Below are 20,171 nucleotides of genomic sequence, written 5' to 3'. Positions count from 1 at the left end.
TTTCCTCGCAATGCGTGTCCGCTTGCGCTGAACTCTAGGAAGGGGGCTGCGGATAAGCAAGGAAATTCGTCCGCATTTCTTGCGATTGCCGGCGCGATGCGGCGCGATTGCCGCGCCGAACGCGGGAGTCGTGCTCGTGTGCAGGCGAATCGGCGTGAATGGCGGCCGTGTCGCTGAACAATCAGACCTCGCACCTGATGCAGGCGCTGTCGGTGTTCGAACCGGGCGACGCGCGCGCGGCGTCCGGATTACGCGCCGGTCGGCAGCGCCGCGTAGGCGGTCGCGAGGTGGTAGGGCGTCGTCGACGGCATGTCGGCGCGCGACACCTGCCCGTCGGCCGTCTTGCATTCGAACCAGCCGCGCGGATGCAGGAAGCGCGCGGCGAAGCGCCCGATCTGCCGCGCGAGCGGCGCGGAGGCCGGCGTGCCGCCGTGCGTCGCGAGCGCGCGCAGGTATTCGGTCTGCGCCCAGATCCGCTGCGTCGCGTCGATGCAGGCGCCTTGCGCGTCGAGCGCCGCGCAGACGGCGCCCGTCCGCGTATCGACGCCGTGCCGCTCGGCGAATGCGTACGCGCGCGCGAGCGCATCGGGCAGGCTGGTCTGCGCAAGCCGTGCGCCGGCCGCGTCGACCAGATAGAACCATTCGAACTGATGGCCGGGCTCGAGGCGGTTGTCGGCCGCACCGAGCGGCAGCTCGGCGACGCAGCCGGTTGCCGTGTCGACGAACGTGCGCTCGACGGCCTGCGCGGTGCGCAGGAGCGCATCGTCGAACGCCGCGTCGCCGAACGCGTCGGCGGCGGCGAGCCACGCTTCCGTCAGGTGCATCAACGGGTTTTGCAGCGCGCCGCTGCCCGATGACGAGAAATCGGCGTGACGCGCGGCGTCGAGCCGCGCGTCGCCCGGCTGCGGTGCGAAGCGGTCCTGGATCAGTGCGGCGGTGTCTTCGGCGATCGTGCGCGCGGCGGCGTCGCCCGATGCCGCATGCCATGCGGCGCATGCGAATACGATGAACGCGTGCGTATAGAGATCCTTCGTCGTGTCGAGCGGCGCGCCTTGCGCGTCGACGCTGTAGAACCAGCCGCCGTGGCGCGGATCGCGAAAACGGCTGCACAGCGAGTCGAACAGCGTGGCCGCGTGCGCGGCGTTGCCGGCTTGCGCGAACACGAACAGTTGCCGTGCGCACGCCATTGCGCGATAACGGGTGACGTGCAGCGGCGCATGCGTGGCCGGATCGACGGCTTCGAACGGTAGCCGCAGCGTATGGTCGAACCCTGAACCCTGCCAGATCGGCAAGATGACGTGCGCGAAATGGTCGCGCAACTGGGCGGCCTGGGCGGAAGCGGAGTCGGGTGCGGACATGGCGGGGTAGAGCGCTTGGATCGAATCGAGTCGGCGTGGCCCGGAGCGGCGCGGCCGCGGCCAAGGATATAACATTCCGCGCGACCGGCACCAGAAAAGGAGGGGAAATCGGATGCTCAGCAACCTGGAACTCGTGATGCGGCTGGTTCTCGCGGCGGCGCTCGGCAGCGTCATCGGCTTCGAGCGCGAGCGCCTTTCATGGGCGGCGGGCCTGCGCACGCACATGCTGGTGTGCGTCGGCTCGACGCTCATCATGATCGTGTCGGCGTTCGGTTTCGCCGACGTGCTCGGCAGCAGCGACCACATCGTGCTCGATCCGTCGCGGATCGCCGCGCAGGTGGTGTCGGGCATCGGCTTCCTCGGTGCGGGGTCGATCCTGCTGCGCGGCGAGATCGTGCGCGGGCTGACGACGGCCGCGAGCCTGTGGTCGGTCGCCGCGATCGGCCTTGCGGTGGGCGGCGGGCTGTATGTCGCGTCGATTTCCGCAACGATCATCATCCTGATCATCCTGGCCGGCATCAAGCCGCTCGAACGGCGCTACTTCACGGTGCGTCAGCGCCGCCAGCTCGCGTTGACGGTGGTGGGCGGCGCGCTGACGTTCGATTCGCTGCACGAGGCGCTCGGCCCCGACAGCGCGCGGGTGAAGCAGTTCATCGTGCAGCGCGCCGACGACACGGGCGAGCACGACGAGGTGCGCATCGCGCTCGGGCGCGTGTCCGATCTCGAATACCGTGCCATCTGCGACAAGCTGCGCGGGCTGTCTTGCGTCACGCGATTCGAAGAAGGCAGCGGGCTGATGGGCGACGAATAGCCGGCATGGGATCGGTCGGCGCGGGCATTGGTCATGCGACAATGGCCGTCACTGATTCCGTTCGACATCCGGTTCCGCGTTCGCGAGCCCGTTATCCGACTCCATGACCGAATCCGTTTCCCTGCCTCGTTCCCGTTCTCGTTCCAATCGTTCGTTGGCCCGTTCGCGGTCGCGCTCGGCCGCAGCTGCCGGCAATACCGCGGCGCGCACGACCGCGCGACCGGGCAATGCGCCGGCCGGCGAAGCGTCGCGCGACGAACGCACGCTCGACCTGTTCGGCGACCCGGTGCTGGAGCCGGCCGCGCGTGCGTCTGCCGTGGTGCGCGATGAAGCCGTTGCCGAAGTTGAGGCAGTGGCCGGCGACGACGCCGGGCGGCAGGCGACGCTGGACGGGTTCAGCGCGTCCGGCGGTGAGGCGCGCGGTGACGCGGAGGGTGCGGCGGAGCAGGCCGCAGCCGGCGCGACGATGAACGAATCCGCGGCGACGCCCGGAAAGGGCGATGCGCTCGGCGACGATGTCGTGCGCAGGGTCGATGCCGATGCGGCGAAGGGTGCCGAGGTCGCACGGCAGTCGGAGGACATCGTTGCGATCGCGGCCGATGAACCGGCAACCGATGCCGGCCTGACGGAGGCGCAGGCAGTGTCCGATGCGTCCACAACGAAAATCGAGCGTTCGGCGGCGAACGCCGTTGCGACGGACGGTGCCGCCGCCGATCGCTCCGCGAAGCCGGGTAATGACGCTGACGGCGTCGACGTGACAACCGTGCCGGCCGAAGCCGCGCCGACACCTGGCGCGACCACGAAGGGCCGCCGTGCATCGTCGAGTAGCAAACGGCGCGTGGCTGCGGGCGCTGGCGCAACTGGCGCTGTTGCCGCCATGCCGGAATCGACCGCTGCACCGGATCCCGCGACATCCTCTGAACAGCAGCCGAGGCCGGAGCCCGTCGAGCCCGCAATGACCGCAAGCACGCACGACGCCGACCGGCAGGTCTCGGCTTCTGCTTCGGCCGAGGTCCAGCCGGTGGCGTCCGTGGCCTCCTTCGTGACGAAGCTGTCGGCGGACCGCGTGCAACCGGCCGTGCCGGATGCCCCGGCTTTCGATCCGGACGCGCATCTGCGTCCGTTGTCGGAGCGGCTCGCCGCGCTGCAGGGCGAGATGGCCGGCGTGAAGCGCGCGGCGGATCGCGAGATGCGTCGGGTCAACCGGCTGTTGCTGGCGCTGGCATTCGTCGTGTTCGCCGCGCTCGTTACGCTGGTGCTGCAAACGCGACAGGTCGCGAACCTGAAGCAGGAACTGGACGTCAGGCAACAGCGGGTCGATCGGCTGGCCGCCGATCTGTCGACGCAGCAGGCGACGCTGATGACGCTCGCCGAACATCATGAAGCGCTGCTGTCCCAGGTCGACCGGCTTCAGCGCAGCGCGAACCGCGAGGCAGCGGCCGCGAAGCGTGCGCGCCGAACCCGATAAAACCTGATAAATACTCCGACCCTACCTGCAAACCCTGCACCGGCAAGGATCGTCATGCCGGGCCGCTGCTCAGGGCCCGCACAGGTGCGGCAAACTGATGCGACGCGCTGGCAGAGTTCAGGGAAAACCCTTAGAATGGAGCTCATCTAAGGGGAAACCCTAGCCCTCTCTGTCAGGAGTCTCTCATGAGCTTCATTCTCGCCCTGCTGCAAAAGATCGACGACCTCTTCGTCTCCCCGCATCTGCCGCTCGACGCGGAATATTCGTACGCTGCGCGTCGCGCCGAAGCCGAGCGCGTGCGTCGTGCGCACCTCGTCCCGATCGTCCTGTACCGCCGTTGATTCGTTGATCGCCCGTCGCGCGCGGCCGGATCGATTGCGCTGTGTCAGGCATCCAGTCCCTTCCGCACGTACCACGACAGCGGCAGCGTCAGCAGTAGAACCGACGCGAGCGTAAGCAGTGCCGCAGGCACGCCTGCGACGTCGCCGAGTCGGCCGAACAGAACCGGCGACAGCGCGCCGGCGCCGATGGTGCCCGTGTAGAACAGCGCAAACGCCTGCTCGCGTTTTCCTTCGGCAGCCAGTTCGGGCACGGCGCCGTACAGCACCGACGATGTTCCGTTGAGTGCGAGCCCGAGTAACGGAAGCGCCGTCATCATCGCGAACAGCGGTGCAAACACGGCGAGCACGATCAGCAGCGACGTCGCGGATTCGGTGAGCCACACCGTCTTCATCATGCCGATGCGCACGCCCAGATAGCCGCACAGCAGCTTGCCGAACGCGCCGCCTACGAACAGTAGCGCCAGCGCGAGGCCGATACCGGCGGTGCCGGCGCCCTTGCTTTTCAACAGGAACGGCAAGAACGTCAGAAAGCCCATCCGCACCGCACTGTCCACGGTGCCGGTCGCGAGCAACGCGCGCAAACCCCAGGCCGATCCGCGCACAGCAATAGCCTTCGCTGCCTTGTCGCGCGGCCCGGCAGTCGCGCGGTTCGACGGAATCAGCCATGCGATCAGGCCGGCTGAAGCAACGCCGATCAACCCGATCAGCAAGGTGCCCGTGCGCCACGTCACGACGGTCAGCAGCAGGCCGATCACGCCGGGGATGAGCGTCTTGCCGATATCGCCGGCGAAGTTGTATTGGGACAGCGCTTCCTTCACGCCGCCGCCCGCGTCATAGGCGTCGCTGACCATCGAGGACGCCAGCGGATGCTGCGTGCTCGCGCCCAGTCCGGCCAGCACCAGCGCAATCATCAGCGCCGCCAGGCCGCCGGCGTGGCCGGCTATCAGGTAAGCGATGCCGGCCAGCGCCGTTCCGCCCACCAGCATGCGTTCGCGCCCCCAGCGCCGGGCCGCGCGGCTCGCGAGCAGCTGAAAACCCGCCATCACCCCGGAATAGGATCCCCGTAGCAAGCCGACCTGCGCGAAGTTGATCGCGAACTGTGCCTGCCAGATCGGCAGCAGCACATAGATGACGTCCGTCAGGCCGTCATGCACCGCATGCGCGCCACAGGCGGCCCACAACGTGCGGCGGCGGGTGGTGTCGGGGCTGTCCGCGTTCCCGATGGAGATTTCGCCTTTCAGATCGCTCATCGTTATTGTTCTGTGCAAGGTCGGGGTCGGCCATTTAATCAGAACGGGGCGGGGATGCATAGGGAACGGGCGCCGTGCGAGCGGCGGTTTCGCGATCCGGCCGCCCGGGCAGTGGCCGTCGCGATCGGCATCGCGCACGGGTGCGATCGTCCCGCTACACTGGAAGTTCGATTGACCTCGCGACCCCCGGGCCATGCTGCAGATGCGGCCGATGACGGCCGGCGAATTCCACGCATACCGCACGCGCGCCATCGACGGCTACGCGCGCGATCTCGTGTCGTCCGGGCAGAACGCGACCGACGACGCGGCGGCCCGCGCTCGAGCCTGCTTCGACACGCTGCTGCCGGACGGTCTGCTCACCTCCGGCCAGACGCTCGTCCAGCTGATCGACGCTGTCAGCGGCGACACCGTCGGCGACCTCTGGTACGCGATCGTGCCCGAAGGGCCGAACCGCACGCTGTTCATCTACGACCTCGATATCGTTCCGTCCCGGCGCCGCCAGGGCTGGGCGACGCGCGCGCTCGATGCGCTCGAGGCACAAGCGCGCGCCCATGGCGTCACGGAGATCGGGCTGTCGGTGTTCAATCACAACGCGGCCGCCCGCGCGCTCTATCGGGCGTGCGGTTTTGCGCCGATCACGACGACACTGATCAAGCCGGTCGTGTCGGGCTAGCGACGACGATTCGAACACTGCAGGCGCACCGTTTGCGGTTCGATACGATTTCACGATCGCGCGTGCGTGACGGAGGCACGCGCTGGATTCGTCGAAACCGGTGAATCCCGCCCGCTTTCGTACCGCGCTACCTCATCGCGCGCGCCCCTTCCATCTGCGCAACAGCAACGCGTTCGTCACGACGCTGACGCTGGAAAACGCCATCGCCGCCCCCGCGATCACAGGGTTCAGCCAGCCGAGCGCCGCGAGCGGCACACCGATCAGGTTGTAGACGAACGCCCAGAACAGGTTCTGCTGGATCTTCCGGTAGGTTCGCTTCGAGATGTCGATCGCGTCGGCGACGAGCGCCGGATCGCCGCGCATCAGCGTGATGCCGGCTGTATGCATCGCGACGTCGGTGCCGGTCGCCATCGCGATGCCGACGTCGGCCGCGGCGAGCGCGGGGGCGTCGTTGATCCCGTCGCCGACCATCGCGACGATTCCGCCATGCGTGCGCTTCAGTTCCGCGACCACGCGCGCCTTGTCGTCGGGCAGCACCTGCGCATGCACTTCGTCGATCCCGAGCGCCGCCGCGACGGCCGCCGCGCTGCCGCGGTTGTCGCCCGTCACGAGCGCGCTCGCGATGCCGCGCGCCGACAGTGCCGCGATCGCGTCGCGCGCGCCGGGCTTCACGGTGTCGCCGAACGCGATCAGTGCGAGCAGCGCACGCGGCGCGTCGGCGCGCATCAGCCACGAAATGGTGTTGCCCGCCCGTTCGAGCTCCCCGGCCCGGGTGTCGAGTGCGGGCGGCGCGACGATGCCGAGTTCGTCGCGCCAGCGCGTGCTGCCGAGCGCGAGCAGTTGTCCGTTCACGCGTGCTTCGACGCCGCGTCCGGCCACCGCGCGCGCATCGGCCGCGACGGGGGCGTCGGTCGAACCCGTCGCGCCGCGTCGTGCCGCGGCATCCGCATCGTGCGCGGCAACCACCGCGCGCGCGAGCGGGTGATCGCTGTGCCGCTGAACCGCCGCGGCGATAGCGAGCGCCTGTTCGCGCGGGACGCCGACGGCTTCGAACGCCGTCACGGATGGCTTGCCTTCGGTCAGCGTGCCGGTCTTGTCGAATGCGATCACGGTGGTGCGCTGGGCGAGTTCGAGCGCCTGCGCATCCTTGATCAGCACGCCGTGGCGCGCCGCGACGCCGGTGCCGGCCATGATCGCGGCGGGCGTCGCGAGGCCGAGCGCGCACGGGCACGCGATGACGAGCACCGCCACCGCGTTGAGGATCGCCGTTTCGGTGCCGGCGCCGGCGATCAGCCAGCCGATCAGCGTCAGCACCGCAATGCCGAGGATCGCCGGCACGAACACTTCGCTGACGCGATCGACGAGCCGCTGGATCGGCGCCTTTTCCGCCTGCGCGGATTCGACGAGCCGGATGATGCGCGCGAGCGTCGTTTCCGCGCCGATCGCGGTGGTTTCGACCACGAGCGCGCCTTCGCCATTGATCGAACCGGCCGTCACCGGATCGCCGTCGTCCTTCGGCACCGGCATGCTTTCGCCGGTGATCAGCGATTCGTCGACGTGCGAGCGGCCCGACACGATCCGGCCGTCGACGGGCACGCGCTCGCCGGGGCGAATGCCGACCGTCGTGCCGACGCGCACCTGCGCGAGCGGCACGTCGCGTTCGACGCCGTGCTCGACGACGCGCGCGCGGTCGGGGCGCAGCGCGTTCAGCGCGCGGATCGCTTCGGTCGTCTGGCGTTTCGCGCGCGCTTCGAGCCATTTGCCGAAGCGCACCAGCGTGACGATGACGGCCGATGCCTCGAAATACAGGTGACCGGGATCCGCGGGGTCGCGCAACAGCATCCACAGGCTCAGGCCGAATGCGGCCGATGTGCCGAGCACGACGAGCAGGTCCATGTTGCCCGCACGCGCCTTCACCGCGTGCCAGGCCGCGCGGTAGAAGCGTGCGCCGAAGCCGAACTGGACGATCGACGCGAGTACGAGCTGGAGCCAGCCGGGCAGCATCGCGTCGATGCCGAGCGGCGCGACGAGCATCGGCACGACGAGTGGCGCGCTCAGCACGGCCGAGCCGATCACGAGGTTGCGTTCGCGGATTGCTTCGCGGCGCTTGCGGGCGTCCGTGGTTTGCGCCGGGGCGGCGGCGCGTGAATCGGTGTCCGCGCCGGCTGCCGCAACGGCTTCCGGCGCGGCGGCAAGCGATGCCTGGTAGCCGGCCCTCGTGACCGCCGCGATCAGCGTCGCGGTGTCGAGCGGGCCGGCGCCATGCACCGACGCGCGTTCGGTCGCGAGATTGACCGACGCGCGCGCGACACCCGGGACAGCGGCCAGCGCTTTCTCGACGCGGCCGGCGCAGGAGGCGCACGTCATGCCGCCGATGTCGAATTCGAGATCGGCCGAGGCAGGCGATGAAGCGGAAGCAGGCGGTGGGGCGGCTGCGACCGGCGTCGCGCCGTAGCCGGCTTGCGTGACGGCATCCACCAACTGCGATGTGGAAACGCCGGGTGCGGCGTCGATGGTGGCACGCTCGGTCGCCAGATTGACCGTCGCACGGGTGACCCCCGGCACCTTCGCCAAAGCCTTTTCGACGCGCGACACGCACGATGCGCAGGTCATCCCGTCGATGTCGAGCTCCGCCGTCACAACGACCGGCGCATGCGACGCCCCAGCCGACTCGCCAACCCGCTCGCGCACCGTCGCACGATATCCCGCCGCGCTGATCGCCTCGACGAGCTGCGCCGGCTCGACCGTGTCCTGCACAGTCGCCGTCGCGGCATGCCCATCGAGATCGACCGCGGCCTCGACGACGCCCGGCACGGCAGCCAGTGCACGCTGCACGCGGCCCGTGCAGCCGCCGCAATGCATGCCGTCGACGCTCAGTTCGATCGTTTGCAGCGCCGCGGACGCGAGTGATTCAGTCATGTCGGATTCCCCAAAAGCGCGGTTCGTGCCGCGAATGATCCCAGTATCAACATTCCCATCATGGGAAGGTCAAGCGCCGGCGACGATCCGACGCACGGACGGGCTTCTGCCGCGCCTGTCGGCCCGCACCGATCGCTGACGCGCCCCGATCGGGACGCCGGATCGACGGAACTTCCGGCTGACGACGGCCGGCTACCGCTCCGCCGGTTATTCGGCATATTGGGGGATGCCCTTAGGCGCTATGATACCGGCCTGACATCAGCGCCCGCCGTCGCAAAGCGGCGATCGGCAAGCTGGGGTGCCTTGCCTTCGCCGATCGCGCGTCGCACAAGGCGTTGACTGAAAAGAACGATATTCGGCCAGTAATCAATGATTGAAAACCTACGAGAATCAATTTCTCTGCGACGCGCAGGTGCGTCGCTGGTCATGGCGGCGCTGCTGACGGGGTGCGCGTCGCAACCCGATGCGATCCAGCGTAAAACCGGCTGGATGCGCGCGGAAGTAGCCGACTCCTATGTGTATGCCTATCCGCTCGTGCTGATGGATGTCGCGAAGGAGGCCGCGACGGGCGGCGACGGCGCGCAGCCGGGTCAGGCGCCGCTCAATACGTTGCGTCATGCACAGGCATTGCCGCCGGTCGGCGCGCCGAACCCGCCGCTGCCGGGCGTCGACACGCTCGACTCGACCGGCTGGCTCGACGTCGGCGCCGAGCCTGTGATCGTCACGCTGCCAGACACCCGCGGCCGCTATTGGGATGCCCGCGCGCTCGACATGTGGACGAACGTGTTGTGGTCGTCGTCGAGCGTGGCGGCCCGTGCGGCTCGCGGCGGCGCGCGATCGCAAACGATTGCCTTTGCGGCGAAGGACTGGCAGGGCACGCTGCCGAAGGGCGCCGTGCGCATCGACGTGCCGTCGGCCAACGCGTGGCTCGAAGTGCGGCTCCAGACGAGCGGCGGCCGCGACCTGACCAACGTGAAGAAGCTGCAGCGCGCGATTCGCGTGGTGCCGCTGTCCGTCTATACAGGCGCCGCGCGCGGCGCGTCGGTCGCGGTCCATGCGGGCAGCGCGCCGTCGGAGGCCGCGAGCGGCGGCACGCCGGCCGAGCAGGTGGCCGCGCTCGATCCGAAGGCGTTCTTTGCGCGTTTCGCGCAGGCGCTGCAGGACAATCCGGCCCCGGCCGACGATGCGCATGCGCAGGAACTGCTGAACGACATCGGCGTGTCGGCCGGCTACCCGGTGCTGTGGACGGGCGACCGCCTGAACGCCGCGACGGCCGGCGTCGCAGAAGCGCGCGCGCGGCTCGCGGCGGCGCCGCCGAACCTGCTGAACGCGAACGGCTGGAGCTGGATCGGCGACACGGCAGGCAAGTACGGCCAGGATTACGCGCTGCGCGCCTATGCGGCCTATACGCAGTTCGGCACCGCGACGCGCGACGACGAGACGCTCGCGCTCGTGCGCGTCGACAGCGACGGCCATCCGCTGAACGGCGCGAACCGCTACGTGCTGCATTTCGCACCGGGCGCGCTGCCGCCGGTGCGCGGATTCTGGACGCTTACGCCGTACACGGCCGGCGGCGCGCTGCCCGACGTCGGGTCGGCGCGCCGCTCGCTCGGCGATCGCGACCGCCTGCGCCGCAACCACGACGGCTCGATCGACGTGGTCGTGTCGGGCTCGCCGGGCGGCGCGCACGGCGCCAACTGGCTGCCTGCGCCGCGCACCGAATTCACGCTCGCGCTGCGGCTGTACGCACCGAAGCCGCAGGCGAGCGACGGATCGTGGATGCCGCCCGTCGTCGTTCGGAAATAACGTCCGAAATGAACGGATGACGGCCGCCGCTGTCCGAACGGCGGGCGCGGCGGCCGCGCCCATCCGCCGTTCCGTCACCACCTGAGCCTATACTTTCGGGATAGCGTGCGCGGCCGTGCCGGTTTCCGGGGCGGCCCGGCATCCATTCCCGAGGCATCCAAGCATGGCAAGCGCAGACAAAGAAACCGTACCCTCGACTCTCCATGCCCTCGGCGGCATTGCACGCTCGCGCCGGACCCGGCGTATCGGCCTCGGCGTGCTGATCTTCCTCGTTTTGTTCGGACTGCTCGGGTTCTTCGCGGCGCCGCCGCTGATCCGGCACATCGCCGAACAGCAACTGAGCCAGCAGCTCGACCGGCCGGCCACCGTCCAGCGCATCGCACTGAACCCGTACACGCTGAACCTCGAAGCCGACGGCATCCATATCGGCGAGCGCGGCGGCCAGGGCGACTTCATCGACATCGGCAAGCTCGTCGTGCGGCCGTCGTGGTCGTCGCTGTTCCGCGGCGCGCCGATCGTCAACGAAGTGCGGGTCGACTCGCCGCGCTTTCATATCGTCCGCTACGACGCACAGCGCTTCAACTTCACCGACCTGATCGAGAAGTTCTCGACGCCGTCCAAACCCGACAGCAAGCCTACGCATTTCTCGGTATCGAACATCCAGGTCAACGATGGCCGGATCGACTTCGACGATCGTCTGCTGAAAGAAAAGCACGTGGTCGACAACTGGACGCTCGGGATTCCGTTCATCGCGACGCTGCCGTCGAAGACCGACATCTTCGTGCAGCCGAAGCTGCGCGCGCGGTTCGACGGCAGTCCGATCGCGATCGACGGCAAGACCAAGCCGTTCGCGCAGTCGCGCGAATCCGAAGTCGCGCTGAAGTTCGACCGGCTCGACGTGCCGAAGCTGATTTCGTACGCGCCGTCGAAGCTGCCGGTGATCGTGACGAGCGGCCTGCTGAGCAGCGACCTCACGCTGAATTTCGTGATGAGCGGCGATTCGCCCGCGCTGCGCGTGTCGGGCACCGTCGACCTGAACGACGCGAAGGTCACCGGCCCGGCTTCCGAGCCGCTGTTCGCCGCGCGCGGCGTGCACGTCGCGGCGGCCGGCCTCGAGCCGCTGCGCAACGTGCTGCATTTCGACGAGATCCGGATCGACCAGCCGGTCGTCGACCTGTCGCGCGACAAGCAGGGCGTGCTGAACGTCGAGAAGCTCGCCGGGCAGCCTGCTGCCGCGCCGAAGGCCGCCGCGGCCAAGCCGGCTGCATCGGCTGCATCGGCTGCATCGGGCGCCACCACCGCTGCTGTCGCCGATGCGGCAAGCGGCGCGAAGGCCGAAGCCGCCGCGAAGGAAGCGCCGCCGCTGGATCTCACGATCCGCCATTTCGCGATCGACGGCGGCACGATCAACGTCGACGACCGCGTGCCGGCGACGCCGACCGCGATGTCGCTGACCAGGCTTGCCGCGACGCTCGACGGCTTCACGCTGCAGGGCAAGACGCCCGCGAAGTACACGCTGTCGACGTCGCTGTCGCACGGCGGCGACGTGAAGGCCGAAGGCGCGCTCGACCTGGCGGCGAAGCAGGCCGACACGAAGCTGACGATCGATGCGCTCGCGCTGCCGGCGTTCCAGCCCTACCTCGGCGAGGCGACCCGTGCACGCGTGCTCGACGGCACGCTCGGCGCGAGCGTCAACGCGAAGGCCGACTGGGGCAAGACGCCGCTCGACGCGCAGGTCGCCGACAGCACGGTGAGCCTGAAGTCGCTGAAGCTCGCGACGCCGGACGCGAAGGCGCCCGCGATCGCGCTATCGGATGCGACCGCGACGATCGCGAAGATCGACGTCGCCGCGCGCAGCGCGGAAATCGCGAGCGTGGATGCGACCGGGCTCGGGCTCGACGTGAAGCGCCTGAAGGACGGCAAGATCGATCTCGCGGCGCTGGCCGAACCCGCGCAGGCGTCGGTGCCCAAGCGCACGGTCGCGCGCAAGGCCGAGGCGGCCGCGCCGTCCTGGCATTACCGGATCGACGCGCTGAACGTGAAGGATTCGTCCGCGAACTTCACGGACCTGTCGACGCCGCGCCCGGTGAAGCTCGCGATCAAGCCGCTCGACCTGTCGGTGCAGAAGATCAGCGACGACATGACGAAGCCGCTGCCGGTGCAGTTGAAGGCGACGCTGAACCGCAAGGGTTCGCTGAACGTGTCGGGCGACGTGACCGCGCAGCCGCTGAAGCTCGGCCTGAAGATCAACGGCAACCGCCTCGACGCGGCCGCGTTCGAGCCGTACTTCGGCAGCGCGCTGAACGCGACCATCGCGAGCGCGCTGCTCGACGCGCAGGGCAACCTGACGTTCGCGCAGGTGAAGGACGCGCCGCGCGCGACCTATCGCGGCGACGTCGCGCTGGTCGACGTGCGGATGCTCGACAAGGCGACCTCCGATCCGTTCGCGGGCTGGCGCTCGCTCGCGCTGTCGAGCCTGAAGGTGCGCTACGACGAGAAGGGCACCGACGTCGACGCGGCGCGCGTGACGTTCTCGAACTTCTACGGCCGCGTGCTGCTCGATGCGCAGGGGCGCCTGAACCTGAAGGACGTCGTCGCGCAGCAGTCGGGCCCGGCGCAGTCGCTCACGCGTGATGCGAGCAAGACCGAACCGGTGCCGCTGTCGCCGGGCATGACGCCGCCGGCGGCCACCCAGGCCGCGTCGGCAACGGCGGTCGTGAAGGCCGCGACGCCGCCGCAGAACCCGGTGCGCATGCATTTCGGCCAGCTCGTGCTGCAGAACGGCCGCGTGACCTACACCGACAACTTCATCAAGCCGAACTACACGGCGAACCTCGTTGCGATCAAGGGCACGGTCGGCGCGTTCGGCACGGACTCGACGACGTCCGCGCCGGTCGATGTCGCCGCGAACCTTTCAGGTAACGGGCCGATTTCGATCAAGGGCTCGGTGAACCCGCTGATCGAGAAGCCGGCGCTGGACCTGACGGCGACCGCGCACGACATCGAGCTGACCAACCTGACGCCGTATTCCGCGAAGTACGCCGGCTATCCGATCACGAAGGGCAAGCTCAACGTCGATCTGCATTACCAACTCGCGAACGACCAGTTGTCGGCGAACAACCACATCTTCATCGACCAGCTCACGTTCGGCGATCACATCGACAACGACACGGCGACCAAGCTGCCGGTGAAGCTCGCGATCTCGCTGCTGAAGAACACGCGCGGCCAGATCGACGTGAACCTGCCGGTGTCGGGCTCGCTGTCGAATCCGGAGTTCAGCGTCGGCGGCCTCATCTGGCACGCGGTGCTGAACCTGATCGCGAAGGCCGTCACGTCGCCGTTCACGCTGCTCGCGAATGCGTTCGGCAGCGGCGGTGCGGATCTCGGCTACGTCGAGTTCGCACCGGGCTCGTACGAGTTGGCCGATGCACAGCAGAAGAAGCTCGACACCGTCGTGAAGATGCTGACCGAGAAGCCGTCGATCCGGCTGGACCTGATCGGCCGCGTCGATCCGGCGAAGGACACGCCGGGGCTGCGCGAAGCGTACGTCGATCGCCTGGTGCGCCAGCAGAAGCTGAAGGACGTGGTCGGCCAGGGCGAGAGCGTCGATCCGATGTCGGTGAAGGTCGATCCGTCCGAGTACACCAAGTACCTGACGCGCGCGTACAAGGCCGCCGACTTCAAGAAGCCGCGCAACCTGATCGGCATGCAGAAGACGCTGCCCGATGCGGACATGAAGAAGGCGCTTGCCGATCACGCACCGGCCGACGACAACGCGCTGCGCGCGCTCGCGCAGCAGCGCGCGGAGGCCGTGCGTCAGTACCTCGACGGCAAGATCGATGCGAGCCGCATGTTCATCGTGGCGCCGAAGCTCGACGCGAAGGGCATCGACGACAAGGGTGCGACGACGCGCGTCGATTTCGGGCTCCAGTAAGCCGCGCGCGGTACTACCCCGCCATCCACCCTTCGCCGCCGCCGCGTCCGCACATCGAGCGGGCGCGGCGGCGCGTTTCGTTTCAGCGCACGGCAATCGCCGGTTCGCGCTTGTCCAGTTCCTTCCTCGCGGCCAGCGGCAGCCGGGCATCGTCCCACTGCGCGAGCCATTCGACTTCCTTTGCCGTGAACACGGATCCGTGGTTGCGCAACGCGTACTGCAGCGCGTCGACGACGTGATGGCGAATGATTTCCGGGGTGCGTGCATCGTCCAGCACGAACCGTAGCGCTTCCAGGGTCGACATACTCGGCTCCGGGTCAGGGAAAACCCTTTATCGCACGCCAATAGTTCCGCGCCAACCCCGAAAAAAAATCTCGCGGCGGGGCCGCTGCCCGCACGGTGCACCGGCCCGGCCCGGTGCGGGTGTCGGGCGCGCACGTCGCAGCGTGCGCCAGGTCACCTTGCTTCGCGACGGCTTCGCGTCGCTTGCGATTGGTTACGTTTGATAGAAAACAGAAAGCCCCGCTTCATGCGAGCGCCCCACGGCGCGGCGATATTTTGCGCGCCTGATGGCAGGGCACGCAATTCAACGTCAATCGATGAGGTGGGGTGATGATGTCTTTCCTTGGTAAGCAGCGGAAGGTTGCGGCAATGGTGGCGGGCGCGCTGGCGCTCGCAAGCGCGGGCGCCTACGCGGCGCAGCAGGACGGCAACGGTCAGGGCAACGACGCTGGCCGCGGCCGGCGCGTCGTGAAGCACGTGTTGCTGCTCAGCATCGACGGCCTGCACGAGCAGGATCTCGCGCGCTGCATCGGCGCGAACACGTGTCCGAACATCGCGGTGCTCGCGCAAAGCGGCGTCACGTACACGAACGCGTATACGCCCGGTCTGTCCGATTCGTTCCCGGGGCTCGCGGCGCTCGTGACGGGTGGCTCGCCGAAGACGGCCGGCCTGTTCTACGACGTGTCGTACGACCGCAACCTGTACGCGCCGAGCGACACGACGTGTTCGGGCAAGCAGGGCTGGAACGTCGTGTTCGACGAGACGACGGGCATCGATGCCGAGAACGGCGGCGCGCTCGTCCACCTCGACGGCGGCGGTGCGTTCAACCCGCAGGCGATCCCGAACGCGAAGGTCAACGGCAAGTGCGTGCCGGTCTATCCGCACAACTACGTGAAGACCAATACGGTGTTCGAGGCCGTGAAGGCCGGCATCCCGAACGCGTACACCGCGTGGGCCGACAAGCACGCATGGGGCTATGACTGGCTGAACGGGCCGTCGGGCACCGGCGTCGACGATCTCGCGCGCACCGAGATCAACTCGATCGACCCGGCCACCGGCACGAACTACACGGACGTCTATTCGCACACCGCGCGCTTCGACAACCTGCACGTGCAGGCGCTGATCAACCAGATCGACGGTCGCGATTCGACGGGCACGAAGAGCGCGCCGGTGCCGACGCTGTTCGGCGCCGACTTCCAGACGCTCAGCGTCGCGCAGAAGGCGACGGTCGCGACGGGCGGCGGCTATCTCGACGCGAACTTCACGCCGAACGGGCAGGTCGCCAACGCGATCACCTATGTCGACAACTCGATCGGCCGTATCGTCGCGGCGCTGAAGCAGGCCAACCTGTATTCGTCGACGGCCGTGATCGTCACGTCGAAGCATGGCCAGTCGCCGACCGATCACACGAAGCTCGTGAAGAACGGCGACACGCTGACGAAGCTGCTCGAGGCGAACAACTACCTCGACCCGAACGGCAACTTCGGCCAGAACAACACGAAGACGGGCAACCTGAACGACGGCTCCGGCCTCGTCGACACGGGCTTCGTGCAGACCGACGACGTCGGCCTGATCTGGCTGCGCGAGCGCAACCAGCGCACGGCCGTGGTGCAGACGCTGAAGGCGAACCTGAGCTGCAACGCGCCGGGGATCTGCGCGGACGGCTCGCAGGCCTACATCCTGTACGGCGCGGCGCTGGCCGAGCGCTTCGGCGATCCGGCCAACGGCCGCACGCCGGACATCATCGTCCAGCCGAATCCTGGTGTTATCTACACGTCGAGCAAGACGAAGGACGAGGAGCACGGCGGCAACGCGCCGGACGACAGCCACCTCGGCCTGCTCGTGTCGTATCCGGGGCTGCACCGCGCGCGTACCGTAACCGACGTCGTCGGCACGAAGCAGGTCGCGCCGACGATCCTCGGGCTGCTCGGCGCCGAACCGCGTCTGCTGAACGCGGTGGTGGCCGAGAACACGCGCGTGCTGCCGGGGCTCGGTATCGAGCGTTGAGCGCAGGGAACGGGAGGGTCGCGCCCGAGGCATGACGCGGGCGCGGGCGGGGCCGGGCGGGTGACGGCGCCGCGCTGCCGGGGCACGGGTTGAATTCGGGCGCGTGCGCCGGCATATTCGCCACGTGTCACCCGTTCAACGACGCACCGAGAGGATCGTTCATGCGCCTGCTGCTCGCCTTGCTGTTGCCGTGGTTCCAGTTCTTCACGATCGGCCGGCCGATCGCCGGGATCATCTGCCTGATCCTGCAACTCACGATCATCGGCTGGCTGCCGGCCGCGATCTGGTCGGTGTATGCGCTGAGCCAGTACAAGACCGATCGCAAGATCGAAGCGGCGCTGCGCGAGCGGCGCTGACACCGGCGGCGGCAGGCGACACCTCCTGCCGCCGGCTACTGCGGCGGCGGCCCTTCGAGCGCCTCGGCCCGCGCGAACAGCCAGTCGACGAACGTGCGCAGCGCGGGATGGCCGTCGTCGCGCGACAGGCAATGAAACGGCGGCCCTTCGAGGTGCACTTCCGGAAACAGCGCGACGAGCCGGCCGTTCGCGAGATCGTCGCGAATGACCGCCCGCGGCGCGAGGCATACGCCGAGCCCGCTCGCGGCTGCCTTGACCATCAGAAAGAACTCGCGATAGAACGGCCCGCGCAGCGTTTCGGTGACGTCGCTGCCGGCCCGGTGGAACCAGTACTGCCACGCCTGCGGCAGCCCCGCGTAATGGAGCAGCGGGGCGCTGCGCAGGTCTGCCGGCGCGCGCGCCTGTTCGAGCACCGGGTGGCCGGGCGCGCACACGGGCACCGCGACGGTCGAGAGCAGCGGGCGCGACACGAAGCCCTTGCGGCGCAGCTCCGGTGTGTAGCGGCGGATCACGACGTCGCACGTTTCGTCGATGCGATCGTGCTCGGCGTCGGCGCTCGTGACGAGTTGCACGTCGATGTCCGGATGCGCGGCATGGAACAACGCCAGTTGCGGCAGCAACCATCCATGCGAGAACGACACGGATGCATTGATCCGGACCGGCCGGCCGTCCATCGGTTCGAACATTTGCCCGGTCGCCTGCGCGAGCCGCGCGAGGCACCCCGCGACGTCGACGAGGTAATGCCGTGCGCGCGGCGTGAGCCGCAGCGAACGCCCGTCGCGTTCGAACAGCTTCTGCCCGAAGAACGATTCGAGCACGCGGATCTGCTGCGCGATCGCGCTCTGGGTCACGTTCAGTTCCTCGGCGGCGAGGGTGAGGCTTTGCAGGCGGCCGGCAGCTTCGAAGCTGCGCAGCGCGTTCAGGGGCGGCAAGCGGCGCATCGGATGATCGCGAAGAAAAGCTACACAGTGGGTCAAAAAATGTCGTTTGTCTCGTTCGGGGCGCATCCCTATCATGGCGCCGACAGGAGAATGACCCGATGACGATCATAGCGCCGCGCGATGTGCTGGAACCCGGACGTGACGACTTGTGCGGCGCGACGCCGTATCGCATGCAGTGTGCATTCGCGTGCCGACGCGGCACGCGGGCGCTCGCTGCCGCGAGCCTGGTCGCGATGCTGGCCGGCTGCGCGCAGCAGCCGCCCGAAGAGCGCCAGACCGGCAGCGGCGGATCGCTGGTGCGCTACAGTTCCAGCCAGACCGAAATCGACCTGACGGACAGCGAACAGCAGACGCTGCGCATGATGACGGATCGCCGCTATGCGGGTGCGACGCAGGCGCGCGCGCTCGACGCGGCAGCGGGCGTGCTGCGCGCGCAGGGCTATGCGCCGGTGACGGTCGATCGCGATGCGGGGCTGATCGAAGGCGGACGCAGCGACACGCTGATTCCGAAGTGGCGGCAACTGCTGCGCGGCGCGCTGAAGACGCGTGCCGGATGGCTGCCGGCGAAGCCCGATCACGAGCGCGTGGCGGCGGTCGTGACGGTCCGCCCGGCGCGCGATGCGCGCGGCGCGATCGTTCGGGCGCGGTTCGATCGCACGGTGTGGGACAGCGCAGGCGATTCGCGCACGAAGACCGTCGTCGAGCCCGACTACTACCGGACCTACTTCGGCGAACTGGACAAGGTGCTGTGCACGACGTCGTGCACGCAATGACAGGCGCGCATGCGCCGTGGCGGGGAGCGTGGAGGGAGGGCCGGGGCGGCCACCCGGCGGCGAACGATTGCCGTCGGGCGTGGCGCGCGGCCTACTTCACCGCAAACAGCGTCAGGTTCATGAAGATCTTGAACGCATAGCCGAGCGTGACGGCGCCGAGCACGCCGCCCGCCCACAGGACGATGAACCACATCCAGCCGCGCATTTTCGGGCGCGGGGCGCCGGGCTGGCCGGCGGTGGAATCAGTGGTGGTAGTAATGCTGGTCTTCATGGCGCACCTTGCCTCGGAATACCCAGTAACCCATCGTCGTGTAGGCGATGATGATCGGGAGGATAACCGCTGCGCCGACCAGCGTGAAGGTCTGGCTCGAACGCGGCGCGGCCGCTTCCCAGATCGTCATCGTCTGCGGAATCGCATACGGGAACAGCGTGACGAGCAGGCCGACGTAACCGAGCAGCACGAGCGCCAGCGCGAGCACGAACGGCGTCATGTCGTGCCGGTCGCGCACCGCCCGGCGCATCCACACCGCGCACCCGGCGACCAGGAACGGCACCGGCAGCAGGCGCCAGAACAGCCCTGAATCGAACCAGCGCTGCGCGATGGCCGGATCCTGCAGCGGCGTCCACAGGCTGATCACCGCGATGAAGCCGAGCAGCACGACCGTCAGCGGCCACACCACGCGATGCAGGCGGCGCTGCACGTCGCCTTCGGTCTTCGCGACGAGCCAGCAGCAGCCGAGCAGCGCATACGTGACGATCAGGCCGAGGCCCGTCAGCAGGCTGAACGGCGTGAGCCAGTCGAACGCGCCGCCGGCGTACACGCCGTTCTTCACGTCGATGCCCTGCAGGAACGCGCCGAGCGCGATTCCCTGGAACAGCGTCGCACCGGCCGAGCCGCCGATGAACGCGAGATCCCACAGCTGTTTCGTTCGGCGCGCCTTCGCGCGGATCTCGAACGACACGCCGCGGAAGATCAGGCACACGAGCATGAAGATCAGCGGCAGGTACAGCGCCGACAGCACCGTCGAATAGACGATCGGGAACACGGCGTACAGTCCGGCGCCGCCCAGCACGAGCCACGTTTCGTTGCCGTCCCACACCGGCGCGACGGTGTTCATCATCAGGTCGCGTTCCTTCTCGTCCGGGAAGCACGGGAAGACGATGCCGATGCCGAGGTCGAAGCCGTCGAGCACGACGTACATGAAGAGCCCCAGTGCGATGATCGCGGCCCAGATTACGGTGACGTCCATAG

At 68.5% G+C, this 20,171-nt stretch carries 16 protein-coding genes; 9 read left to right on the top strand and 7 right to left on the bottom strand.

From position 1 onward, the window contains the following. Positions 1-248 precede the first annotated feature (248 nt). Positions 249-1,358: an AGE family epimerase/isomerase gene (locus DIE13_RS08265; protein WP_124826681.1), complete on the bottom strand. Its 1,110-nt coding sequence runs from the start codon at positions 1,356-1,358 to the stop codon at positions 249-251. Positions 1,359-1,470: 112 nt separating this feature from the next. On the opposite strand from DIE13_RS08265, the gene DIE13_RS08260 reads away from it, so the two are divergent. The 3 genes from DIE13_RS08260 to DIE13_RS32825 all read left to right on the top strand — a co-directional run bounded on the left by DIE13_RS08260 (position 1,471) and on the right by DIE13_RS32825 (position 3,978). Next, positions 1,471-2,169, top strand: a complete 699-nt coding sequence (locus DIE13_RS08260) for an MgtC/SapB family protein (protein ID WP_124826680.1) — start codon at positions 1,471-1,473, stop codon at positions 2,167-2,169. Between the two features lie 286 nt (positions 2,170-2,455). Next, on the top strand, positions 2,456-3,637 hold the full coding sequence (locus tag DIE13_RS08255; RefSeq protein WP_311768320.1) for a flagellar hook-length control protein FliK: 1,182 nt from the start codon (positions 2,456-2,458) through the stop codon (positions 3,635-3,637). A 185-nt stretch (positions 3,638-3,822) separates the two neighbouring features. After that, positions 3,823-3,978: a hypothetical protein gene (locus DIE13_RS32825; protein WP_006481665.1), complete on the top strand. Its 156-nt coding sequence runs from the start codon at positions 3,823-3,825 to the stop codon at positions 3,976-3,978. Between the two features lie 44 nt (positions 3,979-4,022). On the opposite strand, the gene DIE13_RS08250 is transcribed toward DIE13_RS32825, so the two are convergent. Next, complete coding sequence (locus DIE13_RS08250) at positions 4,023-5,228, bottom strand: MFS transporter (RefSeq protein WP_124826815.1); 1,206 nt, start codon at positions 5,226-5,228, stop codon at positions 4,023-4,025. Between the two features lie 193 nt (positions 5,229-5,421). Between DIE13_RS08250 and DIE13_RS08245 the strand changes: the two genes are divergently transcribed. Next, positions 5,422-5,901 (top strand): N-acetyltransferase, encoded by a 480-nt coding sequence (locus DIE13_RS08245; protein WP_124826678.1) that lies wholly within the window; start codon positions 5,422-5,424, stop codon positions 5,899-5,901. 132 nt (positions 5,902-6,033) lie between these two features. Here DIE13_RS08245 and DIE13_RS08240 read toward each other — a convergent pair whose 3' ends face one another. Further along, complete coding sequence (locus tag DIE13_RS08240) at positions 6,034-8,820, bottom strand: heavy metal translocating P-type ATPase (RefSeq protein WP_124826677.1); 2,787 nt, start codon at positions 8,818-8,820, stop codon at positions 6,034-6,036. A 369-nt stretch (positions 8,821-9,189) separates the two neighbouring features. Between DIE13_RS08240 and DIE13_RS08235 the strand changes: the two genes are divergently transcribed. Next, complete coding sequence (locus tag DIE13_RS08235; protein ID WP_124826676.1) at positions 9,190-10,626, top strand: DUF1254 domain-containing protein; 1,437 nt, start codon at positions 9,190-9,192, stop codon at positions 10,624-10,626. A 163-nt stretch (positions 10,627-10,789) separates the two neighbouring features. Then, positions 10,790-14,560 carry a DUF748 domain-containing protein gene (locus tag DIE13_RS08230; protein WP_124826675.1) on the top strand — a complete coding sequence of 1,257 codons (3,771 nt, stop codon included), beginning with the start codon at positions 10,790-10,792 and terminating at the stop codon, positions 14,558-14,560. 82 nt (positions 14,561-14,642) lie between these two features. Here the strand turns inward: DIE13_RS08230 and DIE13_RS08225 are convergent, their stop codons facing one another. Next, positions 14,643-14,864, bottom strand: a complete 222-nt coding sequence (locus tag DIE13_RS08225; RefSeq protein WP_124826674.1) for a hypothetical protein — start codon at positions 14,862-14,864, stop codon at positions 14,643-14,645. Between the two features lie 308 nt (positions 14,865-15,172). Here DIE13_RS08225 and DIE13_RS08220 point away from each other — a divergent pair, with 308 nt between their 5' ends. Both DIE13_RS08220 and DIE13_RS08215 read left to right on the top strand, forming a co-directional pair. Further along, positions 15,173-16,849, top strand: a complete 1,677-nt coding sequence (locus DIE13_RS08220) for an alkaline phosphatase family protein (RefSeq protein WP_124826673.1) — start codon at positions 15,173-15,175, stop codon at positions 16,847-16,849. Positions 16,850-17,010: 161 nt separating this feature from the next. Next, positions 17,011-17,205: a YqaE/Pmp3 family membrane protein gene (locus DIE13_RS08215; RefSeq protein ID WP_014900862.1), complete on the top strand. Its 195-nt coding sequence runs from the start codon at positions 17,011-17,013 to the stop codon at positions 17,203-17,205. Positions 17,206-17,240: 35 nt separating this feature from the next. Here the strand turns inward: DIE13_RS08215 and DIE13_RS08210 are convergent, their stop codons facing one another. Beyond that, complete coding sequence (locus tag DIE13_RS08210) at positions 17,241-18,146, bottom strand: LysR substrate-binding domain-containing protein (protein ID WP_233410047.1); 906 nt, start codon at positions 18,144-18,146, stop codon at positions 17,241-17,243. 98 nt (positions 18,147-18,244) lie between these two features. Between DIE13_RS08210 and DIE13_RS08205 the strand changes: the two genes are divergently transcribed. Continuing rightward, positions 18,245-18,919, top strand: coding sequence for a hypothetical protein (locus tag DIE13_RS08205; RefSeq protein WP_233410046.1), 675 nt, complete (start codon positions 18,245-18,247; stop codon positions 18,917-18,919). Positions 18,920-19,010: 91 nt separating this feature from the next. Here DIE13_RS08205 and DIE13_RS08200 read toward each other — a convergent pair whose 3' ends face one another. Together DIE13_RS08200 and cydB are read right to left on the bottom strand one after the other, a co-directional pair. After that, positions 19,011-19,190, bottom strand: coding sequence for a hypothetical protein (locus DIE13_RS08200; protein ID WP_124826671.1), 180 nt, complete (start codon positions 19,188-19,190; stop codon positions 19,011-19,013). Then, positions 19,162-20,169 carry a cytochrome d ubiquinol oxidase subunit II gene (cydB, locus tag DIE13_RS08195; RefSeq protein ID WP_124826670.1) on the bottom strand — a complete coding sequence of 336 codons (1,008 nt, stop codon included), beginning with the start codon at positions 20,167-20,169 and terminating at the stop codon, positions 19,162-19,164. Before cydB ends, DIE13_RS08200 begins: the two co-directional genes overlap by 29 nt. Positions 20,170-20,171: the final 2 nt, after the last annotated feature.

Origin of the sequence: Burkholderia sp. Bp9016 (assembly GCF_003857765.1) — a bacterium.
Lineage (GTDB): Bacteria > Pseudomonadota > Gammaproteobacteria > Burkholderiales > Burkholderiaceae > Burkholderia.
This window is presented reverse-complemented; position numbering and strand designations above follow the sequence as displayed.